This is a genomic window from Pseudomonas sp. NPDC088368 (genome assembly GCF_044753445.1).
GTDB classification, from domain to species: domain Bacteria; phylum Pseudomonadota; class Gammaproteobacteria; order Pseudomonadales; family Pseudomonadaceae; genus Aquipseudomonas; species Aquipseudomonas bambusae.
On the sequence record NZ_JBIVNG010000011.1, the window covers coordinates 184,302 to 210,480 of the forward strand.

The 26,179-nt window shown below is 60.1% G+C and carries 16 protein-coding genes; 5 read left to right on the forward strand and 11 right to left on the reverse strand.

Going from position 1 to position 26,179, the window contains the following annotated elements; genetic code table 11:
* Positions 1-89 precede the first annotated feature (89 nt).
* From ACIQAL_RS24075 to ACIQAL_RS24125, 11 genes are all read right to left on the reverse strand, one after another.
* A complete protein-coding gene (locus tag ACIQAL_RS24075; RefSeq protein WP_166597155.1) occupies positions 90-746 on the reverse strand; it encodes an alginate O-acetyltransferase AlgF in 657 nt (218 codons plus the stop codon).
* A 38-nt stretch (positions 747-784) separates the two neighbouring features.
* Positions 785-1,978: an alginate O-acetyltransferase gene (locus tag ACIQAL_RS24080; RefSeq protein WP_401150041.1), complete on the reverse strand. Its 1,194-nt coding sequence runs from the start codon at positions 1,976-1,978 to the stop codon at positions 785-787.
* A gap of 10 nt (positions 1,979-1,988) precedes the next feature.
* On the reverse strand, positions 1,989-3,554 hold the full coding sequence (locus tag ACIQAL_RS24085; protein ID WP_401150042.1) for an MBOAT family O-acyltransferase: 1,566 nt from the start codon (positions 3,552-3,554) through the stop codon (positions 1,989-1,991).
* A gap of 244 nt (positions 3,555-3,798) precedes the next feature.
* Positions 3,799-4,935 (reverse strand): mannuronate-specific alginate lyase, encoded by a 1,137-nt coding sequence (locus ACIQAL_RS24090; RefSeq protein WP_401150044.1) that lies wholly within the window; start codon positions 4,933-4,935, stop codon positions 3,799-3,801.
* A 7-nt stretch (positions 4,936-4,942) separates the two neighbouring features.
* Positions 4,943-6,382 (reverse strand): alginate O-acetyltransferase, encoded by a 1,440-nt coding sequence (locus ACIQAL_RS24095; protein ID WP_166597151.1) that lies wholly within the window; start codon positions 6,380-6,382, stop codon positions 4,943-4,945.
* Positions 6,383-6,395: 13 nt separating this feature from the next.
* Complete coding sequence (gene algG / locus ACIQAL_RS24100; protein WP_401150046.1) at positions 6,396-8,027, reverse strand: mannuronan 5-epimerase AlgG; 1,632 nt, start codon at positions 8,025-8,027, stop codon at positions 6,396-6,398.
* A 27-nt stretch (positions 8,028-8,054) separates the two neighbouring features.
* The gene (locus ACIQAL_RS24105) at positions 8,055-9,560 is read right to left on the reverse strand and encodes an alginate export family protein (protein WP_166597149.1); all 1,506 of its coding nucleotides are present in this window, start codon (positions 9,558-9,560) and stop codon (positions 8,055-8,057) included.
* A complete protein-coding gene (algK, locus tag ACIQAL_RS24110; protein WP_401150047.1) occupies positions 9,557-10,972 on the reverse strand; it encodes an alginate biosynthesis TPR repeat lipoprotein AlgK in 1,416 nt (471 codons plus the stop codon). The genes ACIQAL_RS24105 and algK overlap by 4 nt, the downstream gene beginning before the upstream one ends.
* 2 nt (positions 10,973-10,974) lie before the next feature.
* Positions 10,975-12,147: a PilZ domain-containing protein gene (locus ACIQAL_RS24115; RefSeq protein ID WP_341964469.1), complete on the reverse strand. Its 1,173-nt coding sequence runs from the start codon at positions 12,145-12,147 to the stop codon at positions 10,975-10,977.
* A gap of 53 nt (positions 12,148-12,200) precedes the next feature.
* Positions 12,201-13,682 (reverse strand): mannuronan synthase, encoded by a 1,482-nt coding sequence (alg8, locus tag ACIQAL_RS24120; protein WP_401150049.1) that lies wholly within the window; start codon positions 13,680-13,682, stop codon positions 12,201-12,203.
* A 127-nt stretch (positions 13,683-13,809) separates the two neighbouring features.
* Positions 13,810-15,126 (reverse strand): nucleotide sugar dehydrogenase, encoded by a 1,317-nt coding sequence (locus tag ACIQAL_RS24125; protein WP_166597146.1) that lies wholly within the window; start codon positions 15,124-15,126, stop codon positions 13,810-13,812.
* Positions 15,127-16,017: 891 nt separating this feature from the next.
* Here ACIQAL_RS24125 and ACIQAL_RS24130 point away from each other — a divergent pair.
* The 5 genes from ACIQAL_RS24130 to ACIQAL_RS24150 all read left to right on the forward strand — a co-directional run bounded on the left by ACIQAL_RS24130 (position 16,018) and on the right by ACIQAL_RS24150 (position 26,080).
* Complete coding sequence (locus ACIQAL_RS24130; RefSeq protein ID WP_401150149.1) at positions 16,018-17,721, forward strand: ShlB/FhaC/HecB family hemolysin secretion/activation protein; 1,704 nt, start codon at positions 16,018-16,020, stop codon at positions 17,719-17,721.
* Positions 17,722-17,751: 30 nt separating this feature from the next.
* Positions 17,752-24,162, forward strand: coding sequence for a DUF637 domain-containing protein (locus ACIQAL_RS24135; protein ID WP_401150051.1), 6,411 nt, complete (start codon positions 17,752-17,754; stop codon positions 24,160-24,162).
* A complete protein-coding gene (imm40, locus tag ACIQAL_RS24140; RefSeq protein WP_401150053.1) occupies positions 24,162-24,494 on the forward strand; it encodes an Imm40 family immunity protein in 333 nt (110 codons plus the stop codon). The genes ACIQAL_RS24135 and imm40 overlap by 1 nt, the downstream gene beginning before the upstream one ends.
* Positions 24,495-24,644: 150 nt before the next feature.
* The gene (locus ACIQAL_RS24145; RefSeq protein WP_401150055.1) at positions 24,645-25,265 is read left to right on the forward strand and encodes a hypothetical protein; all 621 of its coding nucleotides are present in this window, start codon (positions 24,645-24,647) and stop codon (positions 25,263-25,265) included.
* Positions 25,266-25,630: 365 nt separating this feature from the next.
* Positions 25,631-26,080, forward strand: a complete 450-nt coding sequence (locus ACIQAL_RS24150) for a hypothetical protein (protein ID WP_401150057.1) — start codon at positions 25,631-25,633, stop codon at positions 26,078-26,080.
* The last annotated feature ends 99 nt before the right edge of the window (positions 26,081-26,179 follow it).

A 26,179-nucleotide genomic window follows, 5' to 3' on the forward strand; every position in this document is an offset into this window, starting at 1 on the left:
GCTGATTTCTGTCGAATCCGCTTCTACGGCCTTCGGCCAGAATCAAAAGCCAATCGCGTGCGCCGCGGGGGCAGCGCACGACTTCGGTTTTACTGAGTCGAGGTCGGGCGCTTGACCCAGACTGGCGACAGGTTGCTGCCGTTGCCGGTGATGTACAGCACCGCTGCCTCACCGCGCTCCAGTGCAACCGGTTTCAGGTCGCTGACTTTCTTGTCGCCGTCGAACAGCGCGAAGCTGACTTTCACCGGGTTGATTTCGCGCTCGCCGGTGCCTTTGGCTTTTACCGAATCCACCACGGCGGTCTTGCCGTCGGCGGTTTTCAGGGTCAGCGGCTTGTCGCTCAGGTTCTGCACACGCACCAGCGACTTCTGTTTGTTCTTGAACGGCGGCTCTTCCACCAGTTGCGGCGCGCCGGAGGTGTTGTTGACGATGGTGTAGTAGTGATCGCTCGCCAGTTTCACCGGCAGGGTGTTGCTGCCAATCTTGGCGCTGTAGTCGCCCTGCGGCATGAAGCTGAAGTCACTGCTGGCCAGCGGGCCGACTTCGTTGAGGCTGGTGTTGCCGACACTGGCGCTGACTTCCGCGTTGCTGGCGTTGTAGACACGCACGAAGGCCGAGCCTTTCGGAGCGGTCGGGCCGTACAGGGCGGCGTCGCCACCGGCGAAGGCCGAGAGTGAGACGAAACCAAGGCTGGCGGCCAGGACGCAGGTTTTCAGCAGGCCGGTTTTGGCCGAACGGGTAGGCATGCGAGTTGGGTTCTGTAAGGTCATTTTGGGTAGTCCTCTCAGTTTTGCGCCCGATCGGGCGACTCGGAATTGACGTTGGAGTTAGAAGCGTTGGCGTTCTGAGCCAGATTTTGTTGAGGGTCACGGGCCTTCTTGAGTTCGGCGATCCACTGCGGATCGAACTCGGTCAGGTCGTTGTGGGCCGGCAGATAGCGCTCCGGGAATTCCCAGACGAGCACCTGCGGCGGGCTGCTCTTGAAGGCATCGGTTTGCAGATATTTGAGCATCGGCAGAATCGGGCCGTGGCCGTCTTCGGCGTAATTCACCACGTCGCTGTGCAGGGCCTGTTTAAGCGCACCGGCGAAGTTCCAGTTGGGGTTGGCGCTGTAGCTGGTGCCGACCAGACCGACCGCCACCGAGTTGTCCGCAAACAGCGCATCGCCACCGTCACCCTCGGCTTGCGCCGGATTGGTGCTGCGCTGTTGCAGGTCATCCGGCTTGGGCAGCAGGTTGCTGAACAGCGGGTCCAGCGGCAGGAAGTTGGTCAGGTCGCCCTTGTACGGCGAAGTGGTTTTGGCTTCAGTGATGAAGTTCTGTGGGTCGCCACTGAGCGGGGCTTCTTTCGAGATCGCCTCGCCCAGTTGCTGTGCCACGACTTCAGCGCCCATTGGCGTCCAGTGGGTGTCGGTGCGCAGGAAGACCTGGCCTTTGTCCTTGGCGCTTTGCAGCGGTGCCAGCAGGTCAGGGGCGAAGATGCCGGCCTGGCTGACTTGCGCGTGGAACTGTTGATACAGGTCGGTGTGCAGCGCAGCAGGCTTGTTGTCGCCGACGTGCTCCGGGTACAGACGGGTCTTGGCCGGGACGATGGCGAGCACCAGCTGCGTGCCCTGTTTTTTCAGGGTGTCGCGCACACCTTTGATGATCGCCAGGTTGTCGGCTTCGTTCTGCTCGCCGTTGGCCACCGCGTCGAATTCCTCGTCGGTGTATAGCCACTGGTCCTTGCCGAGAATCACCCCCGGACGACCTTCGTTGAACACCTTGTAATCCAGCGCGGCCCAGAGGTTGGTGCCCAGGCGCTTGATCGGAAACTCCTCGTCGTAGTGGGTTTCCACGGCCTTGGTCCAATGACCGTTGAGGACCGTGGTTTCCTTGGATGTCGAGAAGCCGATGAAGCTGCGCAGCGACCACAGGCCCAGCGCCAGCAGGATGGCCAGGAACAGGAAGATGTAGAGGAAACGTAATGAACGGGTCATGTCAGGCTCCTCAGAACTGGAAGTACAGGAACGGCGAGAAACTGGCCGCCGAGAGTTTGAGAATCGAGGCCACGAACATCAGCAGGATCAGTGCGCGCATGACGTAGCGCGACCAATCGGCGGTCCAGTAGGCAGGCTGGACCTGCGCATCGGTGCCGACGATGTAGCCCGGTTGATGAATGCTCCCCGGCGTGTCGCCCGGTACGGCTTTGATCAGGCCTGGCACTGCCGAAGCAGGGCCGTCGGCTTGAACCGGCGTGTCACCTTTTGGTTTCTCCGGTGCGCGGTTGCGGTAGAAATCGCGCAGACCGAAGAACGCCAGGGTGATGTACGCCACGATCAGGGTCGCCACTTGCAGGCCGGTGAGGCTGGCGCGGTTGAGGTCCGACAGCTGCCATTCACTGAAGCTGAACATCGCGCCGTACATACGGGCAGCGACGTGCAGGTTCTCGGCGCGGAAGATCACCCAGCCCATCACCACCAGCAGGAAGGTGAAGGCCCAGCGCACGACGTTAAAGGTCTTGGGCGCCGTGTTGATGCCCAGCGCTTTTTCGATGGCCAGCCACACGCCGTGCCATGCACCCCAGACGATGTAGGTGATGTTGGCGCCGTGCCACAGACCGCCCAGCAGCATGGTCAGGAACAGGTTGCGGTAGGTCGCGACCTTGCCGCCACGGTTACCGCCCAAGGTGATGTAGAGATAGTCACGCAGCCACGTGGACAGGCTGATGTGCCAGCGACGCCAGAACTCGGTGATCGACTGGCTGACGTAAGGCTGCTTGAAGTTTTCCATGAAGCGGAAACCCATCATCAGGCCCAGGCCGATGGCCATGTCGCTGTAACCGGAGAAGTCGAAGTACAGCTGCGCGGTGTACGCCAGTGCGCCGAGCCAGGCATCGCCCGTGGTCGGGTTTTGCAGGGCGAAGCAATGGTCGGCAACGACGGCCAGGGTGTCGGCGATGAAGACCTTCTTGATGAAACCCTGCATGAACCGCGTGCAGCCTTCGCTGAACTTGTCCAGAGTGTGGGTGCGGTTGTTGAACTGGTCCACCAGGTCGCGGAAACGCAGCACCGGGCCTGCGATCAGGTGCGGGAAGATCGCCACGAACGCGGCGAAGTCGATCAGGTTGCGGGTCGCCGGCGTGTCGCCACGGTATACGTCGATGATGTAGCTGATCGATTCGAAGATGTAGAACGAGATCCCGATCGGCAGCAGCACGTGGGTGAGGATGAACGGCTCAAGGCCGATCGACGTCATCATCGCGTTGATGCTGTCCACGCCAAAGTTGGCGTATTTGAAATAGCCCAGGATGCACAGGTCGACCGCGACACCCAGCAACAGCCAGCGCTGCGCAGGTTTGGTCCTGACCCCGGCGGCACCGACGCGCAGGCCGATCCAGTAGTTCCACAGCGTTACACCTGCGAACAGTGCCAGGAAGTCCACTCGCCACCACGCGTAGAACACGTAACTGGCCACCAGCAGCAGCAGGTTGCGATAGCGTTGCCCGCTCAAGTAGTACAAGCCGAGAAACACCGGCAAGAACAGGAACAGGAACACGTTGGATGAGAAAACCATCCTTATCTCTCCGTTTGTCCAACATCAAGGGCCACAGCCCCCCCAAACCCCCCATGAAAAATCGAGGGGGTAAAGCACACATCTCATTACCAGCGCAGGCCCCTGTGGAGCGAATTCATTCGCGAAGCGGTGGCTCAGTCACCGCCATTTGCAGGTCAGTTCCGAGTTGTCAGGACCGACCCTCGTCGGTATGCCGCCCAGAATGAATCCGCTCCCACAGTTGGATTGCGTTCAGCTGTTGCTTCTACGAACCGCCTTTCTCACCCTTCTCATGACTCGGGTCATACGTGCGAGTCATGTCGCCGCCGAGGCGGAAGTTCTTGAACGGTTGCATCTTGTGCTTCTGTTCCAGCACATCCGGGCCGCAGTCGTAGAGCGAGCAGTAGGGTTCCAGCCAGGCGAATTTCATGTCGGTCTTCAGGTCCGTCATGTCTTGCTTATCGCCATCTTTGGCCTGGAATTCGTTACCCGAATCCTTCACGCCTGCCAGCACCCGATCACCCAGACGCTTCAGTGCGCCGTTGTTTTCAGGACGCAGATCAACGCCGTTGGCCTGGGCGAAACTGGCGATCATCGCCAGCGGTGGCAGGGCATAGTTGTGGTACGCCAGTGCGCGCTGCTTACGCTTGAGTTCGTTTGGCAGGAAGCCCTGTTGGTCAACTTGGTTTGCCGCGACCTTGAACTCCTTCACCGACCAGTCGAACAGGTCCTTGCGGTTGGTCGCCACGGCCGTGGACATCACCGACCACGCCGCCCAGTACGAGTGATTGTTGGTCTTGTCCAGCGGCAGGTTGTTCCAGTCGCTGACCACCTGGTCCGCCAGCTTGCTGAACCAGGCTTCGATCACTTGCGCGTCCTGTTGACGGGTGGCCAGCGGGTGCGACTCGGAGAATTTCAGGCGCAGGTAGGACGAGGACATGCTGCCCAGTGCCCATTTGCGCATCGACTTGCCGGTGTGGTTGAAGTCCTTGGACTCCAGTGCATCGGCCTTGGCCCACGTGGTGAGCATGCCGAGCGCGCAGTCGAGCTGTTCAGGACGCCCGTCACGCATGTACTGCATCACCACTTTGCTGGTGTTGCGCTCCATGGTGGTGATGTCCTTGGTCGTGTCGCGGAACGCCTGATCCGACGCGGCATTGAACGTCGAACGGGACTTGTCCGACCCCTCGTACTTGCTGCGGAATTGCAGCGAGCCGGTGTAGGGCTGCGGCGTGGCATCACAGCTGAATTTGCCTTCGCCGCTTTTGTATTTCTCGACCCCTTCGTAGTACCCCTGCGGCGGCACGAGCGTGGACGCTGCGCTGGCGCTGGTGGCAAACGCTGACGCGGACAACATGGCCAGCGACAGGAGGGTAGGGAGCATCATTTTTGGAGTGTGCATAGGAGCCTCATAACCCGGCTTGCGCGGTTTGATGCGCGACATTCGGGAACACGTTGCGTTTGCATACTTTCGCTTCGACTTCCTGCGGCGCAGTGCCCGCTTCAGGACCCTGCACTTCCACGGCGAGCAGTTGCTGGTCAGCCCAGTCCTTGTCGTCGCGCAGTTCGAAGGCGAAGCGCCCGTCGGTTTCGGATGTTTCAGGTTTTTCGATCTTCAGGTCTTCGTGGCGACCGTTCATGTACCAGAGGCGCGCATGAAGGGCTTTCACCGAGGTGTCAGCGAACTTGATGTCGACCTGATTACTGCCGTTACGCACGTCCTTGATGCCTGTTTTGCCGTTGACCAACAGCTCGTTGGTGCCTGGCTTGAGGGAGGTTTTGGTGGTCATCAGCGCGGGCTTGCCCTCGCAACCGTTGTCCAGCAGCGACATCATCTGGCGATAGATGGTCTCCTGGTCCAGGCGGTACAGCGGCGAGAATTCCCAGATGAGAATCTTCGGCGGATGTTTCTGGAAGTCGTCGCTGCCCAGGTACTGCAGCATCGCCCCTTCAAGTCCGCCGCCAGGGAAGGCGACGTTCAACACGTCAGCACCCATGTATTCCTGCAAGAAGCCGGCGAAGTTGTAGTTCTTGCCGCTGTGACTGGTACCGACCAGGGTGATTTCCGGGGTGCCGGAATCGCCAAACAGGTCGCCGTCGGCTGCTTCGCCTTTCGGTTCGGTCTCGAACTGATCCATGTACTGGATGGCGTAGCTGGAGCCGCACAATTGACCGGCCATATTGTGCAGAGTGCCCTTCTTGCCCATGCGACCTGACAGATGGGTCTCGAATTCGCGCTTTGGAATGCCCGCGAACTCAGGCATTTTCTTCACCGATTCGGCGACGATTTTCGCGGTGCGCTGGGCGCCGTAGGGGGTCCAGTGCTGGTCGCCGCGGAAGTAGAAGTCGTGGACCTGCTGCTCGTTGGTCAACGGCGAAAGGTCCGGCACGGTGTAGCCCATTTTGGCGAAACGACCGAGCATGGCCTGGTAGTTGCGCAAGGCGGTGTTGTAGTCGAATTTGTCCCGGTCGGCCGGGAACAGCTTGTTGCGGTCCACCAGCCCGCGGGTCGGTTGATACACCACAACCAGCTCGACGCCCTTGCTCTTGAACGCGTCGTGCAGCTCTTGCATGCGACGGTAGCCTTCAGGCGTGGTGTCGAACTCGGTGCGCAGATCTTCGCGGGTCCGGAACAGCCAGTCGCCCTGGGCCTGCACCAGCGTGGTGAAGTTCTGCTGGTAGCGGGTGACGTAGTTCTTCTCGTCATGAGCTTCCGGGCACAGACTGCAGCAAGGCTCGGCGGTAAATTTCGGCGCGCTGGCGTCGTCGGCGTAAGCGGCGTTGCTGGCAGCGAACAGTGCTGCGGTCAGGCCGGAGAGGCTGAGTAATTTAATCAAATGTGCGTGCATAGAAATGGCTTCCTCAGTCCCGGAGTTGTTTCTGGCTTTCGACCGGGTCGATCAACACGGCTTTTTGTTGGCGCACCAGCAGATCGAGAATTTCGTCCTGACGATCACCGAGCACACCGTTGAAGCTGATCCCAGTGCTCTTGGTTGGCGCGAGCATCGACACCTTGTACAGCTCGACGCTGAGCGGCGAGTCGATGGAGAGCGGGCCGGAGCCGTTGGAGGTCAGTTCGCCACCGACCATGATCAGCGACACTTCGGCGTCGAACGGGTCGAGCTTGATGTCGCGGTCGGTGTCGGACAGGTCCTTGATGTGGCCGTAGACGCCCATCAGGCCGTTGCCGATGGCCAGGTTCTCGTACAGCTTGATGTTGGTGCTGTTGCGAACCCGAATGCCGTGGCGTTTGTTGGCGAACACGCGGTTGCCCCACAACAGGTTGTCGGCACTCTCGTACAGCGTGATGCCGTCGGAGTGGTTGCGGTAAATCTGGTTGTAGGCCACCAGGTTGTTCACGCTGTTACGGTCCAGCACGATGCCGGAGAGGTGATTCTCGTAGCTCTTGTTGTTGATGATGAAGCTGTCATTCACCTCACGGGAAACGATGATCCCGTGCTTTTTCTTGGTCCCGTACACCGTGTTCTCGGCAATGATCAGACCGTGTGAACGGTCATGCGGGTCGATGCCATAGATGATGTTGTCGCGGTAGGTGTTGCCCTTGACCACGAAGTCACGGGTCTCATAGCAGTAGTAGCCGTACCACATGTCCGAGAACTCGGAATTGACGATCCAGCCGGTCGGGTCCGGGCGGTTCATCTTGACCTTCGTCATGGGCGTGTACTGCGAAATACTGACGCCGTACGACTTGCTGTTGTTGTATCCCATGCTCGCCATCTTGGTGTTGAAGATGTAGGTCTGGGTACCGCCCCAGGACAGCAGGAACGGACGGAATTCCTTCGGCGCCTTGAACGTCGACGGCCCGTTGGCTTTCTCGCTCCAGCCGGTCAGCTTGGTGTCCTGCATGAACAACTGGTTGTCGTTGATCAGAAACGCACCGGCTTCCTGAGACAGGCGCAGCTCGGTGGTTTTCTTGTCGACTTCGAAGATGCCTTTGTGACCGACCACGATCGGCAGCCGCGCCAGAAAAACGCCCGGTGAGGTTTCGCTCAAATACTGCTTGGGCACTTTTTTCGCCAAGTCCTGAAGGGTCATGTAGCCGTCGTCGACAAAGATCGCCTGGGGGATGCCGTGCTGGCGTGCCACCCATTCGGCCATCTTGTTATCGCCGCCAATGAACTCCTTGAGCGAGTCTTCCTGCATCATGCGACGGATCGACACCTTGCCCGGCTTGCTGCGCACAATCTTTTTCTGCATCGCCTGCTGGGTGTAGCCCGACAGGTCCGGCAATTTGGGTTTGTCCATCTTCAGCGGCCCGGCGTCGGGGCTGCTGATGGTGTACGTCTTGGCCTGATGCAGGCCCTTGACCACTTCTTCGCCACTGGCCGGTTGCGCGGCCGCTGCGGTGGGCAAAGGCACCGGGGTGTTCGCCATGGCCTGGGCGCTGGCCAGCAGCAGTGCGCTGCTGAGCACTGCGCTTTCGAGCAGGGCGTGGGGCCATGCCCAATGCCGTAAGTTCGCTTGGCTGTTCATCTCATTGCACTCCTATAGCGGCTTGCATCAGAAGCGCCAGATGACGTCGACGATGGCGCGGTGCATGTAGTTGTCCACGCCGCTGCCATACGCATCGCCGGGTTTGAACACGCCCGCACGCAGGCGAACCAGCGCCGACGGCTCGTCGAAGGACTGGCTGACCGAGGTCGGCAGCAGGCCTTGCTTGAAGTATTTGGTGACCACCAGGTCCATCTCCTGACCCAAGTCCTTGTTGCCGTCTTGCAGCGGCAAGGACGTGAAGGTGGAGACGCCATCGGCGTCGACGCTTTCGCTGGCCGGGTTGATGCCTGCGCCACCGATGCCTGCATGGCCATCGACACGACGGAACTTGTGGTAGATCAGCGAGGCGTCGTACTCGTCCTGCATCTGCCAGGAGGCGAACAGCGAGCCGGATTCCACGTTGGCCATTTCGCCCTGGAACGCTTCACCGAAGCGATGCACGCGTGAGCGGGTGCCGGTCCAGTTCGAGCGGTTGCTCTCAAGGCCGTTCTGCTCGTAGTTCTTGCTGGCTCGGGAGTAGGCGCCGCCGACCTGCCATTGCGGGTCGAGACGGAAACGCAGGCCCAGATCGGTCGCCCAGCCGTTCACGTGACTGCTGTCTTTCTGACCGGCCAGGTATTGGTCGGTGGCGGCGTCATAGGTGGAGCCGATCTGATCGCGATTACCGGTCAGCCAGGTCAGGCTGCCCCAGTAATTAACGTTGTTCAGGTTGCGGTAGTTGTACGCATCGCTGTTGGCCTGAAGGCCGAGCCAGGTGAGGTCGCCACGGCTGGTCTTGTCCAGATCGTCGATAGCTTCGCCCTGATGTTTCAGGCTGCCGTCGTCGTGGGTGTGGTGCGCACGAATGCCCGCCCATTGGCCCGGCATCCATTGGTACTGCACGTCGCCGAACAGGTGTTGGCGATCTTTGTCCTGGGCCGACAGCTCGGTCAGGTCGGTGCGGTATTCGCTGAAGCGCTGCGCCGCGCCGAGTTCGGCCTTGAGCAACGTAGTGTCGAACGTCCAGTTCAGGGCTTCGATGTTGGTGTCGTGCCACTGGCCGTCGTCGTTACGCAGGCGCTGGCGACCGAATTTCAGGATCTCGCCGGGGTAGGGCGTGAAGCCGCTGTAACCGATCCAGAATTCACGCAGCGCCGCGTAGCTGTCGTCCACTTCGCGACTGCTGGAGGTCTTGCGGGCGCGCTGGCTGGACTGGCCATCGGCGTTGTTGACCTGCTGGTCCAGCGGGTCGGTCTGGATGGTGTCGGTGGCCGTGACCACTTGCCCCATCGCGTAGCCGCTCCAGTTGCCCCATTGGCCATAAGCCCATGGACGCAGGTCCAGACCGAGACCGTTGACGTCGCCACCGCCACGGGTGCCGAGGTCGCGGTCATCTTCCATCTGGCCGGTCGCCTTCACTTCGATGCCGAAATTCTTTTCTTCGGTCAAGGCAGCCAGGGTCGGTGTGGCCCAGATCAGGGTGAAGCCCAGGCCAAGCCCGGCCGCCATCAGAGGGTTCAACTTAAGCTTCATAGAGGTGCGTCCTCGCCGTCTTTTTCTTCTTGCAGGGTCTGCAAGGCCAGCGCGTTTTGCGCTGAGGTCCCACGGACCTGCTGTTCGCGTTGGAGAAGACTCTGTGCCTGGGCACGCTTCTCAGGCGGCAATTGATCGTTCAGCTGCTGCATCAGGTCCGCCGCCTGCGGGGTGCCCTGACTTTGCGCGAGCTGACCGAAGACCCAGGCGTTGACCGGGTCGGGCTTGATGCCCTTGCCGCCGGAGAACAGCTGCGCGAGGGCGAAGTCGGCGCTGGCCTGACCGCCGCGGGCGGAGGTCAGCAACTCGTCCACGGCGCGCTGGGCGTCGGGGTGGCCAAGGTAGCCACGGCGGTACAACTGACCGAGGTAGTAATGCGCGGAAATCTGCGTCGGCGCGGCCTTGGTCAGGTGCTCCTCGGCTTTCTTCGCGTCCGGCAGGACCAGCTTGCCCTCGTAGTACAGCTTGCCCAGCAACAGTTCGGCACGGGGTTGATCCGCCGCGCGGCCGTTGTCCAGGTATTCCATCATCTTGTTGACGTCGCCCAGCTCCGGGTAGTCGTACAGCAACTGAGCGAGGCTGACCCACGACGCCGGATAGCCCGGGGCGACTTTTTCCAACAGTCGCTGGGCGGTCTTCTCGTCAGGCTTGCCGAGGGTCGCGTCGGCCAGCACGCGGGCGACGGTGTCGACCCGCATGGCCGGGACGCTGCCGCTGGAATAGCCGCTTTCCATCTGCGTCAGCAACGCCGCCTGTTTGTCGGCGTCGCCGCGTTTCTGATAGACCGTGGCCAGTTCCATGTAGCAAACGTCGTTGGTGCGCAGGGCCTGTTTGCAAATGCTTTCGACGTCAGCCAGATGCTGATCGTAGGTGCCTTGGGTGCGATACAGCAGCACCTGCGCCAGACCCGCTTCCGGATAACCCTGGGCGCGCCATTCATCGATCTTCTGCTGCGCGTTCACGTTGGGGAACGTGTGCGGGTATTGCAGATAGAGCAGCGCCAGCGGTACCAGCGTGCCGGCTTCACCATTGGCGAAGGCTTTCTTCAACAGCCCCTCGGCCTCGTGTTGCTCGGCCGGGGTCGAGTTGGGCTTGACCGCCAGCAGCTTGCCCAGGCGCGATTGCGCGCGAGGCGAGGTTGCAGCGGCGGCGCGGTAAGTCGCTTCGGCCTGTTTGATCAGTTCCGGGTCGCGGGTGCCGACCTGAATGTCTGCAAGACCGACCTGTGCATCGCTATAACCCAGGTCCGCCAGTTGCCGATAGTTTTGCTCCGCCACGGCGGTATCGCCGCGTTGCAGGGCTTCATTGGCCAGGCGCTGGTCGGGCAGGTTGATGCCACAACCCCCCAGACCCAGGGCAATCGCCAGGCTCAACAACGTAGGGGCTGACAAGCTTCGTAGTGGGCTAGCCATGTTTAGAGACCTGCGGCCGTGGCTTTGTCGATCAGCCAGTTCAGCGAAGGACCGCGATCACTGACCACTTCCACCGGCAGACCGGCGAGGCTGCTGTTCAGCGATTCGTCAGGCTGGATCTGCACCCGAATGTCGGACGACAGGTCGGCAGGGCTCAACGCGGTGGCGCTGACGATCTTGCCGCGATGGGTGGTGTCATCGCCGGCCACGGTGAAGTTGACGCGAGCACCCGGCTGAACGTCGGCGAACTGGCGATAGGTGAACCGGGCATCGACGTTGGCGGCGATGTTGCGCGGGATCATCTGGAAGATCACCTGGCCTTTGCTGGCGTATTGACCGTCGGCGACCAGTTGCTTGCCGATGATGCAATCGCACGGGCTGGTCATGGTTCCGGCCAGTTGGCGACCGAACAACTCTTCGATTTTCGCCGGTTGCATCTGATCCGGGTCGAGGTTGCCCTTGAGCATGTCCAGCATGCTGGTGTTGAACGTGGCCAGTGGCGCACCTTTGGCGACCGGGCTATTCGGGGCGACGAGGCTGGTCAGAGTACCTTCGCGAGGCATGGTCACATCCATGGAAGGAACGCTGACCAGACCGGACGTGGAGTGACTGACGAAGTACATGCCGTACACCGACTTGGCAACGAAACCGAACGCCACCAGACCGACCACGAAAATACCGGCGCTGAAGGTGACTGCACGCAGACGACCGAAAGCGCTCAGGCCGCTGCCGCTGTCCTTGACCTTGCGCGCCTTGGTGAAGTTGTCGCGCTGCAGGGTCGCAAGCACTTCGCCCATGCTGACGATGTCGCCGGACAGGTGCGAGGTGATCAGGTGGCGCAGGGTCGCGATGTCCTGGGCTTCAAGGTGCTGGAACTGGCAACCGACGCGACCACTGGCGGCGTCGTAGGCGCGAATCTGCAATTCGACGTCCATCGCCAGCCCGAGGTTGTCGACCAGAAACTGCAGGCGGGCCTTGATGACCTCACCGACAGTCGGCTTCAGGTTTGCTGGCGTGATGTAGCTCAAGCCGCCAGCGGACAGGTCTTCGACGCGCACCAGTGGGGCATTGGGCTGACCATTGAGCAGGCGCAGCTTGGCGGGGATTTTGATCCGGGCATGCTGACGCTGAGCTTCGGATTCATGGACGACGTTTGCATTCACGGCTGGGTTCATGGCTGTGTTCATGGCGTAGTTTCCTGAGTAATCGAGTTGATCCATTAGTGCGGTCAGACCATTGTCAGCAGCACGGCAACGAAGATGCTGCCAGCCGAGAAAGTCATGGTTCGAGACGACCAGGTGTTGAACCAACCCTGGAAGCTGGCCATGTCGCGGCTCAGTTTGGTGTCCTGGCGGGTCCAGGACTGGCGGTCGAGGCGGAAGAAGACGTAGATCTTCATCAGCGCGCCGACGATTTGGTTGTAATAAAGAATCGCGGGGTAGGCCGGGCCAATGGCGTGTCCCGAGCAGGACAGCAGCAGCGTCAGGATCAGGCGGGTGATGCCGATCCAGAGCAGGTAAGCGAGCAGGAAGCTCACGCCGTATTTCAGGCTGGCCAGAATCGCGACGGTCAAGCCGAGGATCGACGTCCACATCGAGACGCGCTGGTCGAACAGCACGATGCTGGTGAACACGCCAAGGCGACGAACACCCAGGCCCAGTGCACGAGAGTTCTGACGCAGGTTGTTGCCGTACCAGCGGTACATCAGCTTGCGGCTGGCCTTGAGGAAGCTCTTCTCGGGCGGGTGCTCGACCGTGTTAATGGCGGCATCCGGCACGTAGAACGTGTCGTAGCCGAGGCGCATCAGGCTGAACCAGCTCGACTTGTCATCGCCGGTCAGGAACTTGAAGCGGCCCAGGCGCCAGTGTTGCAGCGAGTCGCTTTCCACGTCGGCGATGAAGTCGGGGTCGGTCACGACCGTGGCGCGGAACACCGACATCCGGCCGGTCATGGTCAGCACGCGTTTGGACAGGGCCATCGAGCACATGTTGATGTGGCGCTGGGCGAAGCGCAGCTTGTGCCACTCGCTCATGATGTAGCCGCCGCGCACTTCACAGAATTCGTTGGTGGTCAGGCCGCCGACATTGCCGAACAACTGGAACCAAGGGACGGTTTTCTTCACCACGCCCTCCGCCAGCACGGTGTCACCATCGATCACGGCTACGACGGCACGGTCGTCCGGCATGTGGCGCGAGATGGCACGGAAACCGAAGGCCAGGCCATCGCGTTTGCCGGTCCCGGCGATGCGCACGAAATCGAGGGTCACATGCGGAGGCGGGTTGTGCCTGGCCCACAGCGATTTGACCAGCAGCTCGTCGGACATCTCAACCAGCGAGCAGACGACGGTGGTCGGGTAGCCGCAGGCGATGGCTTCCTGGATGACCGAGCTGTAGACCTGCGCGGTGGTCAGCGCGTCGATACGAAAACTCGTGACCATCAGGAACACGTGAGACGGATCAGCTGCCTTGCCCAACTTGCGAACTTTGCGGCGCAGGTGGGGATAAACGATGTAGAGAAAAATCATGCCGCGCACAAAGTGCGTTGCGCCCATCGAGTAGCGCCAGATACCGACGATACCGACCAGGAAAATAAAGTCTTTCGACTGGGAGTCGAACAATGTCGCTGGCAGTGCCATCGCAATGGCCGCCAACACACACAAGTAAAACAGCCAACCGGCGGCTTGAAGAAAGCCGTGTCTTAGCCCGTTCATAATCTGCATCCCTAAATCAGTTGCAAGCCGCAAGCTTCAAGCCCCAAGCCCAGGCAAAATGCGCTGGACTCGAGACCTGGAGCTGGCCGTTAGCTTGTCGCTTGAAACTTGCAGCTCGCCGCTGCTCTTACCAGCAGATGCCTTCGGTCTGGCCGTTTTCGGTGGTGGCGCCGGTCATGAAGCCGACGAGGTCGATGACCTTTTTACCGGCCGGGGCGTTGTTGGCCAGCGCGCGGAAACGCTCGTCACGGTTACCGAGGATGATGACGTCAGAGTTGTCGACCACGGCGTCGAAGTCCGAGTTGAGCAGGGACGAAACGTGGGGGATTTTCGACTCGATGTACTCTTTGTTCGCGCCGTGAACACGGGCGTACTCGACGTTGGCGTCGTAGATGCTCAGGTCGAAACCCTTACCGATCAGCATTTCTGCCAGTTCAACCAGCGGGCTTTCGCGCAGGTCGTCGGTGCCCGCCTTGAAGCTCAGGCCCAGCAGCGCCACTTTGCGGTTGTCAGTGGCCGCAACGATGTCGAAGGCGTTCTGCACCTGGGAAACGTTGCTGCGCATCAGGGAGTTGAGCAGTGGCGCTTCGACGTCCAGCGAGCTGGCGCGGTAGGTCAGGGCACGCACGTCTTTTGGCAGGCAGGAGCCGCCGAACGCGAAGCCTGGACGCATGTAGTACTGCGACAGGTTCAGGGACTTGTCCTGGCAGACCACTTCCATCACTTCGCGACCGTCGACGCCGACCGCCTTGGCGATGTTGCCGATTTCGTTAGCGAAGGTGACCTTGGTCGCGTGCCAGACGTTGCAGGTGTACTTGATCATCTCGGCAACGGCGATGTCCTTGCGGATGATCGGCGCGTCGAGTTCTTCGTACAGGGATTGCAGGACGTCGCCGGAGGCTTTGTCGAACTCACCGATAACGGTCATCGGTGGGTGATCGTAGTCCTTGATCGCGGTGCTTTCGCGCAGGAACTCAGGGTTCACCGCGACGCCGAAATCAACACCCGCCTTCTTGCCCGAGCAGTCTTCCAGAATCGGGATGACCACATTGGCGACGGTGCCTGGCAGCACGGTGCTGCGCACGACGATGGTGTGGCGAGAGGTTTTCTCACGCAGCACGAAACCGATTTCGCGGCAGACGGACTCGATGAAATCCAGCTCCAGGTCGCCGTTTTTCTTGCTTGGCGTGCCGACACAGATCATCGACAGGTCAGTGGCACGAATCGCTTCGGAGAAGTCAGTCGTACCGCGCAGTTTGCCGGTCTTGATCCCGTTCTCCAGCAGCTCGCCCAAGCCCGGTTCCACGATTGGAGACTTGCCCTGATTGATCAGGTCGATCTTGGCGCTGGAGATATCCACACCGACCACATCATGACCACGTGCCGAGAGGCAACCAGCACATACTGCACCGACATAGCCCAAACCAAAGATGCTGATATGCATCGTAATCTCCTCGATTTTTACGCCATTAGTTGGCTGGATATAAGTACTGTCTTTCAACTTTCGCGCACTCGTCCGCACGGCAAGTTAATGTCGTGACACAAGCACAGGCAGAATTTAATAGGGGCGGCGTCGTGTTAAAGGCGGGCCCGAATATTACAGGTTACAAGCGTCGAGTGACCCATACATATGTATGTGGGTTCCCGATCTGGGATATGGCATAACACTCCACCGGATGATTGTGAGTCGCTGCCGCGCCTCTGGCTCAGGGTTTTTGGCCATGATTCAGTATGGTCCTGCTCGTCAGTGGCTTTACAGCACCCGATTGGTGCTTGCTCGATCTACTTCAACTAGTTTGGTGCGTTCTCTCCTTGCACGTACCACATAGACCGACGGGTCTAACTACGTTGACTAGTAACTTCCAGATCTGTCCTTATGCCATGTAAGAGATGTCTCACAAGGTGGACGAGAATTGTTACGGGATGTAGGAGCATGAGGTTTCCCCAGAAGTTCCTGGCCGCTCGTCCTCTTTTCGAGAATTTTCGATACAGGTTCGTTTTTGAGGGTAATTGCACTTTGATAGCACTTTCGATTTAGTCCTTTATATTAAGGGGCTTGCGGCGACAGCATGTAACTGTGCCACTAGTGCAAAAAAGCGATAGGCCACTACAAAAAAATGTTGTTAATTTTTTGAGAAAAACCAGGCGGCATTTCCGGGTGATCATAAATTGGCGCCAATAACATGGCCTTTGAACCGTTCGTCTGCCAGAACAGTCCTACGGGAACTTCAAAAATCGTCCTACGTGTTTCCATTCCTCTCTGGATCGAGATGCCCTCTGATCGCGCGCACTCTTCGCGCCTTCATTTTTTGGGGCATTTTTCTTGGGTATCTGGATGCGAGCCGGGCTGGTCATTGCCGGTTTAGGGTTAAGCAGCACGACATATGCCGCACCGGGCGCTAACCCCGGCGACCGAAGCGTTATCACCGACCGGCAGGAGCGGCTGCTTGAGGACCAGCGGCGCAAGCTGGAGGAACTCCAGCACTTGCAGACGCCGGCCATTATGCCGACACGCCAGTCAAAACCGACTTCCAGCGCTTGTTTTCCCATTCGGCGTATCACGCTGAAAGGCGCGGCCCATTTGAGCGTTGCGGACCAACAGCGGCTGGTCGAGCCCTTTCATCGTCAGTGTCTCGGCGCCCCGCGGTTTGATGACTTGCTCCGTAGCGTCACAAACCATTACCTGAACAGGGGGTGGGTCACCAGCCGGGCGTATCTGCCTGAGCAGGACCTGTCCAGTGGGACGCTGACGGTGCAAGTCGTCGAAGGTCAGTTGGAAGCGTTGGGCGCAGAGCAGGGGGCTTTCACTGCGCAGGAATTGCGCATGGGGTTTCCGGGTCAGGCCGGCGAAATCCTGGATTTGCGAACGCTCGAACAGTTGGTCGATCAACTCAATCGCCTGCCTTCGAATCGGGCGCGACTGGAACTCAAGCCCGGCAAACAGGTGGGCGGCAGCGATGTTCGCGTGCTCAATGAGCCACTGAAACCGTGGCGCGCGCAGCTCTCACGCAGCAATGCCGGGCAAAAAAGCACTGGCGAGCAGCAATGGGATTTGGGGCTGGAGTGGGACAATCCGCTGGGCCTCGCCGATCGTCTCAATCTGCGTAGCGGCGCAGATGCGGTCAGTGATCACCATCGCCATTCTGAAAGTTCGATGCTGTATTACGAACTGCCCTATCAGTGGTGGAACGTCAGCTACGCACAGAGCCGCAGCCACTATCGATCCCGCGTTCAGGCGAATGACTTTGCCTTCGCCCAGACCGGGGACACGGTCAGTCATCAGGTGCATGCCGAACGCGTATTGCACCGCGATGGCGTCGGCAAAACCTCACTGCAACTGGGCGTCTCTCATCTGCGCAGTAACAGCTATATCGAAGGCAGTCGCCTGCTCGGCAGCAGTCATCGTCTGAGCGAACTGCAAGTGGGGCTTAGTCACGGACGGCGCATCGGCTCGGTCTTCACCAACCTGTCGTTGGGCATGCAAAAAGGCGTCGGTGCATTCGGTGCGCAACGTACGACGCCGAATAACCCTGCGCGCCCGGACGATCGCCAACCCCAGTCGCGGTACCGCAAATACGGCGCGACGCTGAGCGTGCTCGCGCCGTTTCAGCTGGCAGGCGAGGCGTTCATGTTCAGCAGCATGGCCACCGGTCAGTACAGCCAGGACGTGCTGTTCAGCCCGCAGCGCATGAGCCTTGGTGGCGAATCATCAGTGCGCGGCTACAAAGAGCAATTCCTGTCCGGCGACGGCGGCGGTTACTGGCGCAACGACCTGCGCTGGACCCGACCCGTGAACGTCGATTGGCTGCGCCCGATGGTCTCCGGCTACGGCATCAACCTCGGCTATGACCGGGGCGTTATCCGGCATCGCGGGTTTGACGGCGGCCAGCATGGTCGCCTTTCGGGGCATTCCACCGAGCTGTTCGCCGGTGGTGAACATGCCTCGCTCAGCCTGACATTTGCCCATTCCCTCGAACGCCCCGAGGCCCTCGCCGAACGCGAGACGCCGGTTTACCTGCGCCTGAACCTCTTCCTGTAACCGCATTCGTTTCTCTGGATTTTTTTGAACATGGATTTTCGCCACCTGCTTTTTCTGGCGCGCCAGCCTTCGGCCGCGCTGACCCCTCGTGACCGTTTCTGCGGTCTTCCCAAGCGCGGCCTGGCGCTGGTTCTGGCCAACGCGTTGTTCTGGCAACCGCTCTGGGCACAGGCCCAAGGCATCGTGGGCGGTCCCGGCCAGCAACAGGCGGGCAACGGCGTGCCCATTGTCAACATCGCCGCGCCCAACGCGCAGGGCCTTTCCCACAATCAGTTTCAGGACTACAACGTCGGCCCCGAGGGGCTGATCCTCAACAACGCCACCGGCCCGATCCAGTCCACGCAACTGGGGGGGCAGATTCTGGGCAACCCCAATCTGCGCGGGCAGGCCGCCGGGGTCATCCTCAACGAAGTCACCGGCAATCACCCGAGCCAGTTGCGTGGCGCCACGGAAGTCGCCGGGCAAGCAGCCCACGTCATCGTCGCCAACCCCCACGGCATCACGTGCAGCGGTTGCGGCTTCATCAACACCCCGCGCGCGACGTTGACCACAGGCAAGCCGGTGATCGAAGGCGGCACGGTCGGGCGCTTTCAGGTCGAACAGGGCGAAGTCGCGGTGGACGGCGCGGGGCTGGATGCAACAGCGGTGGACCGCTTCGACATCATAGCCCGCTCCGTGAAGATCAACGCGCAGATCAACGCCCGCGAACTCAACGTCGTGGCCGGTCGTAATCGAGTCGATGCGCAAAGCCTGGATGCCCAGGCGCTGCCCGACGATGGCAGTGAAAAGCCGCAAGTCGCCATCGACTCCTCGGCGCTCGGCGGGATGTACGCCAACACCATTCGATTGGTGGGCACCGAAGCCGGGGTCGGCGTCCGTCTGGCAGGCGATGTGGCCGCCAGCGCCGGGGATCTGCACCTGGGCGTGAACGGCCATCTGACCCTGGCCAACGCCTCGGCGGCGTCGGCGATTCGCATGCAGGCTCAGGACGTGGCTCTCGAAGGCGAGCGGGTCAACGCGCCCGTCGTCGAGATTCGCAGTGCCGGGGAAGTGACGAATCACAGCACGCTCACCGCGCGTGACCGGATCGCAATCACTGCCCAGAAGCTTCACAACGAAGGCGACATCCGCGCCACCGATGTTGCCATCAACAGCAAGACGCTGAGCAATCGCAAGACCCTGGCGGCCGAGCGCACCCTGACGATCAATGCAGAGCGCGTTGACAACCAAGGCGGCACGTTACGCGGTCAGCAGATTGGAGTCGTTAGCCGCGACCGTCTCGACAACCGTGGTGGGGTGATTGCGGGAAGTCAGGTCTCGGTGTCGACCGTGCTGCTGGACAACGGGCGACTGGGCGAGGCCGCCGGGCAACTGACAAGTCTGGTCGATGACCTCGTGCTGTCCGTCGATACGCTGCTCAATCAGGCGGGTTCGATCTTCGCCAAGGGCGCGCTGCGTTTCGAGGGCTCGACCTTCGACAACCGCGAGGGTCAGGTCGCGGGTGGAACGCTGGACCTGAAGGTTGGCGAACTCCTGCTGAATCAACGCGGGATTCTCGAAGCCAACGGCGATTTCAGCCTGCGCGCCGCCGCACTCGACAACAGCGGCGGAATGATCAACGGCCTGGGCGACAGCCATCTTGCGCTGGGTTCGGTGACGGCGCTGGGTGTTGTGCAATTCGCAGGCACGTCCCGCTTCGACGTCGAACACGATCTCACGTTGAATGCCGGAGAGCGCCTGTTCAGTGGCAATGGCTTGGCGCTGTCGGCCGCACGCTTGAACAACGCAGGCGAGATTCTGAGCGACGGCGATCTCAACCTCGCGTTCCTTGGGGACCTGCGCAACAGCGGCCTGATTCAGACGCTGCAACGCCTGACCCTGTCCGCTGGCGATCTGCAGCAGACCGGTGGCCGCCTCGCCAGCGCGGGAGACGCGACGCTCACGCTCAGCGGTCTGCTCAATAACCTCGGTGTCCTGACCGCCAACCAAAGCCTGCGGATCAACGCTGCGCAGATCGACAACCACGGCACCGTCGGCGCTCAGGGCGCGGTGACGCTTCAGGCGCAAACCGGCATCGCCAACCACGCTGACAGCTTGCTGTTCAGCGGCGGCGACATGGCCTTGCTCGGCCCGCGTTTCAGCAATCTGTATGGCGACGTCTACAGCCAGGGAGGCCTCCATTTCAGCGGGCTGAACGGTGGATTTGCGGAGGCCTTCAGCAACCGCTCCGGCACGGTTGAAAGCGAAGGCAATCTCTCGCTTAAAGCCCTTTGGGTGGAAAACGCCAAGGCCGAGTTCGAGCTGGGCCGCGAGCTGGTGGCGGGTGATCTGGACTGGGTCTGCGGCCAGCACTGCGGCGGCCACGACAGCTTCAAGCGCGGCCTGATCACGATCCTGCAAACCTGGGTCGAGCGCGCCATCAAGGATTCGGCATCGGCGCGGCTGGTCGCCGGGCAGTCGATGAACATCGAGGCTGATCGGGTCGAAAACCGCTACAGCCTGATGGCCGCGAATGCTGATCTCACCATCACGGCACAGCACCTGCTCAACCTCGGCGCGGGTGCCCGCATCGGCGAAAACGTCACGCAGATCGGCACGCCGGGACAGATCGACACCGCGTACTGGGACCAGATGGAGTTCATCGACATCCCTGCGTTCAAGGCCGCATTGGCCGCCGGAAATTTCGATCTGGCGTGGTTCGAACTGCTCAAGGCACGCTCCGGCGACGACCGATTCGAAGAACTGAGCAACGTCACCAAATGGCGCGACAGCGGCGAGACCTACGCTGCGACGCTGCAATCGGGCGGCAAGATGACGCTCAACGTTGCCCACAGCGTGCAGAACGGTACGGTCCGGGAAAACACCCTTGCGCAGTTGACCGGGCAGGTCGGCGACGACGCGCTCGGTGCCGTGGACATCGATTTGAGCAAACGCGTTGCGGATGGCGACGTACTCAATGCAGCAGGTTTCGACCCGACCTCGGCCAGCGGTTTTCGCCTGCCTCAAGGTGACTACGGTCTGTTCATCAAGAGCCAGGACCCGAGCGCCCGGTATCTGGTGGAGCGCAACCCGATCCTCACCGACCTCGGCCAGTTTCTCGGTTCCGATTACCTGCTCGGCCTGCTGGGCTACAGCGCGGACGGGGCGTGGCGTCGACTGGGCGACGGGTTTTACGAGTCGCGTTTGATTCGTGACGCCGTGGTGGCGCGCACCGGTCAGCGCTTTCTCTCGGATGATCTGACCAGCGATGAAGCGCAGTTTCGCTACCTGATGAACAACGCTGCGGCGAGTCAGGAAGCGTTGAAGCTGAGTGTGGGCGTGGGGCTGTCTGCCGAGCAGGTCGCTGCGCTCACCACCGACATCGTCTGGATGGAAAACCGCGTTGTCGATGGCCAGACCGTGCTGGTGCCGGTGCTGTACCCGGCGGATGCCGAGAAGCGCAATGTGCGTGGCAACGCGCTGATTCAGGGACGCGACGTTGAGTTGCTCAGCGGCGGTGATTTACTGAACACCGGCACGTTAAGAGGCCAGGAAAATCTTGCCGCCAGCGCCGGTGGTAGCCTCTACCAAGGCGGGCTCGTCGAGGCGGGCGAGCACCTGACACTGCTGGCCCAAGACAGCATCCGCAATGCCATGGCCGGGGAAATCCGTGGCAGCGACGTCAGCCTCTTGGCCATCAGCGGCGACATCGTCAACGACCGCACCGCGATTCAGGTTCGCGACGGCGCAGGCGTTCGCACTGTCATCGATGGGCCTGGCGTCATTCAAGCCAACGCCGGTCTTTCGCTGATCGCGGGGCAAGACATCAGCAATCGCGGCGCGATCAAAGCGGCCACCGATGCGAGTCTCCATGCCGGTCGCGACATCAATCTGCTCGCCACGGTCAGCGCGCGTGAGCGACATGACCTCGCGGACGGCGGTCATCGCCACACGGTCCGCACCGACATCGAAAACCTTGCCTCCACGCTCGAATCGGGCGGCCACCTCAACCTGACCGCAGGGCGCGACATCAACGTCGTCGCCAGCCAGGCCAGCGCCGCCAACGACCTCACACTCACCGCCGGTCGCGACGTCACGGTTGCTTCCGCTGCCGACGTCCACAGCGTGGAAACCCGCAGCAAGGACGGCCACACACGCATCACCGAACGCGATGAGCGCCAGACCCAGGTCGGCAGCCTGCTGCTGGCCGGTCAGGACGTTCACTCAACCGCTGCTGGCGACACCACGCTGATCGCCAGCCAGATAGAAGCGGGCCGCGACGTCCAGATTCACAGCGGTGGACGACTCGACCTGAGCGCCGCGCAAAACAGCACATCGACCCTGTACGACATGCAGGAGAACGGCGGCTGGGGCGCCAAGAAAAGCCAGCGCGACGAAGTCACCAACGTCACCCACGTCGGCAGCGGCATCAAGGCGGGTGGAAACCTCAGCCTCGTCAGCGGCGGCGATCAGCGCTACCAGCGGACGACGCTCGACGCAGGCGGCAACCTGACCCTCGACAGCGGCGGGGCAGTGACCTTCGAAGCGGTCAAGGACCTGCATCAGGAAAGCCACGCCAAGAGCAAGAGCGACCTCGCTTGGTTCAGCATGAAAGGCGAGGGCCGCACCGACGAAACCCTTCGCCAGAGCGAGCTGACCGCCAAAGGCGCAGTGGTCATCAACGCCGTGCAGGGCCTCAAGATCGATGTGCAACGCGTCGATCGGCAAAGCGTCGGTCAGACCATCGACGCCATGGTGGCGGCCGACCCGCAACTGGCCTGGCTCAAAGCGGCCGAGGCGCGCGGGGATGTGGATTGGCGGCAGGTCGCCGAGATCCACGAGTCGTTCAAATACGACAACTCGGGGCTGGGGCCTGCGGCGCAGATTGCCATTGCGATTCTGATGGCATGGGCGGTGGGGCCTGCTGCGTTTGCCGCCGTCGCCGAAGCCGGGGCTGCCGCGAGTGTTGCCGCGGCCGCAGGTGCCGTTGCGACCAGTGCCAGCACGACGGCCGCCGTTTCGGCCGTGAACAATCGCGGCAACCTCGGCGCAGTGTTCAAGGATGTCACGGCGTCTGACAGCCTTAAAAATTACGCTGTGGCAGGTCTCACCGCTGGCCTGACGTCAGGTCTGTTCAACGAGTGGACCGGCACCCACACCGACCCCGTCACCGGGAAAGTCACCGGCCCCGCCCTCAACACCTGGCAGGGCATTGGCCAGTTCGCCGCCAACCAATCCCTGCAAAACGTCACCTCAGCCGCGCTCGCCAAGGCACTGGGGCAAGGCGGGAACGTCAGCGACGGTCTCAAGGGCGCGCTGTTCAACACCCTCGCTGCTGCCAGTTTCAACCTCGTCGGCGACTACACCACCGGCACCCTCGAAACCGGCAGCGCCAGCAAAGTCGCTATCCACGCCATGGTCGGCGGCCTGCTGGGCAAAGCCACCGGCGGCGACTTCAAAACCGGTGCCCTCGCCGCTGGCGCTAACGAAGCCCTCGTCGGCCACCTCGACGGCCTCGTACAGGGCAATGAGGCGCTGCTCACCCTCAGCAGCCAAATGATCGGCCTCCTCGCCGCCGCCGCCCAAAAAGACACCGACGCCGAAAAACTCCAGCAAGGGGTTTGGGTGGCAAAGAACGCGACGGAGTACAACTACCTCCTGCACAAAGACCTGGAGGCCATGCACGGCGAACTGGCCACCAGCAAAACCGACGCTGAAAAGCGCCAGATTCACGAGAAATACGCGCAGCAGAACGAAGACAAAAACGCCGCGCTCGCCAACCTCTGCAAAACCTCGCCAGACACCTGCCGACAGATCTCCGCGCAGCTCGAAGCCGACGACCTGAAGCTCCAGGCCCTCGCCAAAGAGCTTTACGCCCAAGGCGAAATCCAGGAAGGCACCCTCATCGCGGCGTTCTTCCAACAGGAGAACCTGACCGCAAGGCTGGAAATCGCCAGCGAACTCGGCGCGATCAAAAACGGAGAAGGCAGCCGGTTCTGGAATGAACTGGGCGCGGTGATGCTGGGGGCCGGGGGCGGGAGCTCGACGGCGAAGCCAGCAACCACAACACCGGGCCGCCCTAGCCATCAGCACTCCGAGGGAGATGTAGGGAACGGTTTAGGTCCGGATCCCCGGCCTCAGGCGAGCTATAAAAACGAGCAGGGAGTGTCTGATGGTGGAAAAGAAAACTCTGTAGCGGCTGATTTTTTTGCAGGAACCAAGTACACCAGTAAAGTGCTAGCTCAGATCAAGACAGGTGATCTCCATGCCTTCCCAGAAAGTGTAAAAACTTTCCAGACAGCTGGTCAGATAACGAAAATAACAGGTGGGGACGGAGTCATAAGAGATATGCTGCAAATTCCAGGTGAGTATCGTGGGAAGCACGGAGTGTTCGAGTTCATAAAAGAGCCGGATGGGGCAATCAATCATCGTCTTTTCAAACCGAATCGGGGAAGTGAGTAATGAGTTTTATCTGGTCTCTGCAGATTGATTCAATTCTGAGTTGTGGTGTTTATCTAGGTCGTCTGGGAATAAAAAACTGGGCGTTGGAGCGCAATGATGCCATTCGGATAATTGATGAGTTTGAAGCTTTAGGCATTCCGGTACTGGGTGGTGACGTATATCAGTTGGTCGGTGAGATTGCTGAGCAGACGTATGATAGTTGGTACTGCGATCAACAGACTGGAGAGCTGGATGCTGTGTTTTTTGCGAGAAGTTTGGATAGGGCGAGGAAATATATCCATGACTGTTCTGTAAGTGGAGCCCTGTTTGTATTTGTACCCAAGCCTTCATAAGGGTTGGGCAGCTTTCGTAATGGCGGCGTGTGTCGAGTAATAGAAAGGCAGGGCTTATTCTTAAGGTAAATTGAGAGGTAACTCACCAAAAAATGCAATGCACGGATGCATTACCGACGAATACTCAAACGTTAAACATTAAGGATCAATGTGAAAAAAATAATCGCTGTTCTCTTCTGCGCGCTCGTTCTCACGGGCTGCGCCGGGCAGAAATTCTCGGCTGAGCACCGAGCGCAAATCAAAACGGTAAAAGTGCTTCCCGTTCAATGGCAGCCTGGCAACATCAGTTATTTTGGTCGCGCCCAAAACACTGGAATGGCATTCGGCGGCGCGTTGGGGGTTGCTGTGGCGAATATGCTTTCAACGTCCCCGCAGGCAGAAATCGTCGAGAGGGTGGATAACGAGAACATCAATGTGGGTGAGCTTGTGAAACAGCATTTTGTTGCAGAGTTGGCCAAGAAATCCTCGCTGAAAGTAGTGGACGACGACGCGACCGCCGATGCAAACATTCAGCTGACGGTTGATCACTGGGGGTTTCATATATCCCATGGTTTCAGCAGCGTGATTTATCCGGTGGTCAGAGTAAACGCCGTGATGAAGCGTGGAACGGAACGAGTCTGGCAGCATGCCACAGGCGTATCGCCATTCACTGCCGGGAATGACCACGGCTATGAACCGGACCAACTCGGCACTGATGCCGAAACATTACGCCTGGCCCTCGACAGTGTCAGCAAACTGGCGAGTCAATCGCTGGCGAAAGAGCTGTTATAGCGCAATTCATATGGGGAGCTGGTCATTGACAGACCGGTGATGCGGTTGTCGACGCTTGACTCATCTTGCAAGCGTATACTCTCGTTCAAGGGGCAGGTCGGGTTATTATGGCAATAAAATTCTTTTTCATTTGACTTGCACCCGCCCCATGCTCAGTCAATATCAAGTGTGACAATGCTCGGGGGATATTTGAACGATACCGGTTGGCGATTATAGCGATCCGTAATAATTAAATTTCTACCTGCTTCGAATCAGTATTGTTCGTGCTCGGGGCGACACTATTGTTAGGATTGTGCGGCTCGACACGGGGCCGTTTTTTATGCCGCATCGGCAAAAAATGATTCTGTACTCACGAGAGAATGATCATGGATTCAAACATGCAGGATAGGGCGATAGGGAAAGATACTGCCAACGGAATCAAGGCCCCCACGGAGTCTGTCTTCAAAGGCACGCTGCAGCGGCCGGGTGAGTCGGCAAGAAAATTTATGGCTACCGAAGTCACACTGCACCCGGATCTTTATCAGATCAAAGGGCTGACGAAGGAGTCTGGATCACCTGAATGGATCGTTATCAATATCAATACTGACCAGAGCGGAACGTTTACCGTTTCCCCCGCTAGTGAAATTGGCGCCCCGATTGGCGTTGGCGGCGTAATTGATGGGGAAATAATGCAGGCGATATCGGGCACGATCACCCTTAAACAAGGCGGGGATGTGAAGTTCAAGGCAGCTGATTTCAGCTTCAAATTTGAACTGTCCAGCGGTCGTGAAGGCGAGTTTGAAGAAGGTGTTGTATCGATTCCGAACCTAAATTAGAGGCCTCAGATCAGCATTTGGGGGTGTTCTTGACTGTCGTTTTTTTGCTACATCGATTGAAGGTGGCGAAGGGGGCTAATCAGCTAGCCCCCTTATATT

What these genes read in the sequence shown, in the direction of transcription:
- ACIQAL_RS24095 (WP_166597151.1), bottom strand. Translation starts at nt 6,382, where the DNA reads ATGCACGCACATTTGATTAAATTACTCAGCCTCTCCGGCCTGACCGCA.
- ACIQAL_RS24105 (WP_166597149.1), bottom strand. Translation starts at nt 9,560, where the DNA reads ATGAAGCTTAAGTTGAACCCTCTGATGGCGGCCGGGCTTGGCCTGGGC.
- ACIQAL_RS24075 (WP_166597155.1), bottom strand. Translation starts at nt 746, where the DNA reads ATGCCTACCCGTTCGGCCAAAACCGGCCTGCTGAAAACCTGCGTCCTG.
- alg8 (WP_401150049.1), bottom strand. Translation starts at nt 13,682, where the DNA reads ATGAACGGGCTAAGACACGGCTTTCTTCAAGCCGCCGGTTGGCTGTTT.
- algK (WP_401150047.1), bottom strand. Translation starts at nt 10,972, where the DNA reads ATGGCTAGCCCACTACGAAGCTTGTCAGCCCCTACGTTGTTGAGCCTG.
- ACIQAL_RS24130 (WP_401150149.1), top strand. Translation starts at nt 16,018, where the DNA reads ATGCGAGCCGGGCTGGTCATTGCCGGTTTAGGGTTAAGCAGCACGACA.
- ACIQAL_RS24080 (WP_401150041.1), bottom strand. Translation starts at nt 1,978, where the DNA reads ATGACCCGTTCATTACGTTTCCTCTACATCTTCCTGTTCCTGGCCATC.
- ACIQAL_RS24090 (WP_401150044.1), bottom strand. Translation starts at nt 4,935, where the DNA reads ATGCACACTCCAAAAATGATGCTCCCTACCCTCCTGTCGCTGGCCATG.
- ACIQAL_RS24115 (WP_341964469.1), bottom strand. Translation starts at nt 12,147, where the DNA reads ATGAACCCAGCCGTGAATGCAAACGTCGTCCATGAATCCGAAGCTCAG.
- ACIQAL_RS24125 (WP_166597146.1), bottom strand. Translation starts at nt 15,126, where the DNA reads ATGCATATCAGCATCTTTGGTTTGGGCTATGTCGGTGCAGTATGTGCT.
- ACIQAL_RS24150 (WP_401150057.1), top strand. Translation starts at nt 25,631, where the DNA reads ATGGATTCAAACATGCAGGATAGGGCGATAGGGAAAGATACTGCCAAC.
- imm40 (WP_401150053.1), top strand. Translation starts at nt 24,162, where the DNA reads ATGAGTTTTATCTGGTCTCTGCAGATTGATTCAATTCTGAGTTGTGGT.
- ACIQAL_RS24085 (WP_401150042.1), bottom strand. Translation starts at nt 3,554, where the DNA reads ATGGTTTTCTCATCCAACGTGTTCCTGTTCCTGTTCTTGCCGGTGTTT.
- algG (WP_401150046.1), bottom strand. Translation starts at nt 8,027, where the DNA reads ATGAACAGCCAAGCGAACTTACGGCATTGGGCATGGCCCCACGCCCTG.
- ACIQAL_RS24135 (WP_401150051.1), top strand. Translation starts at nt 17,752, where the DNA reads ATGGATTTTCGCCACCTGCTTTTTCTGGCGCGCCAGCCTTCGGCCGCG.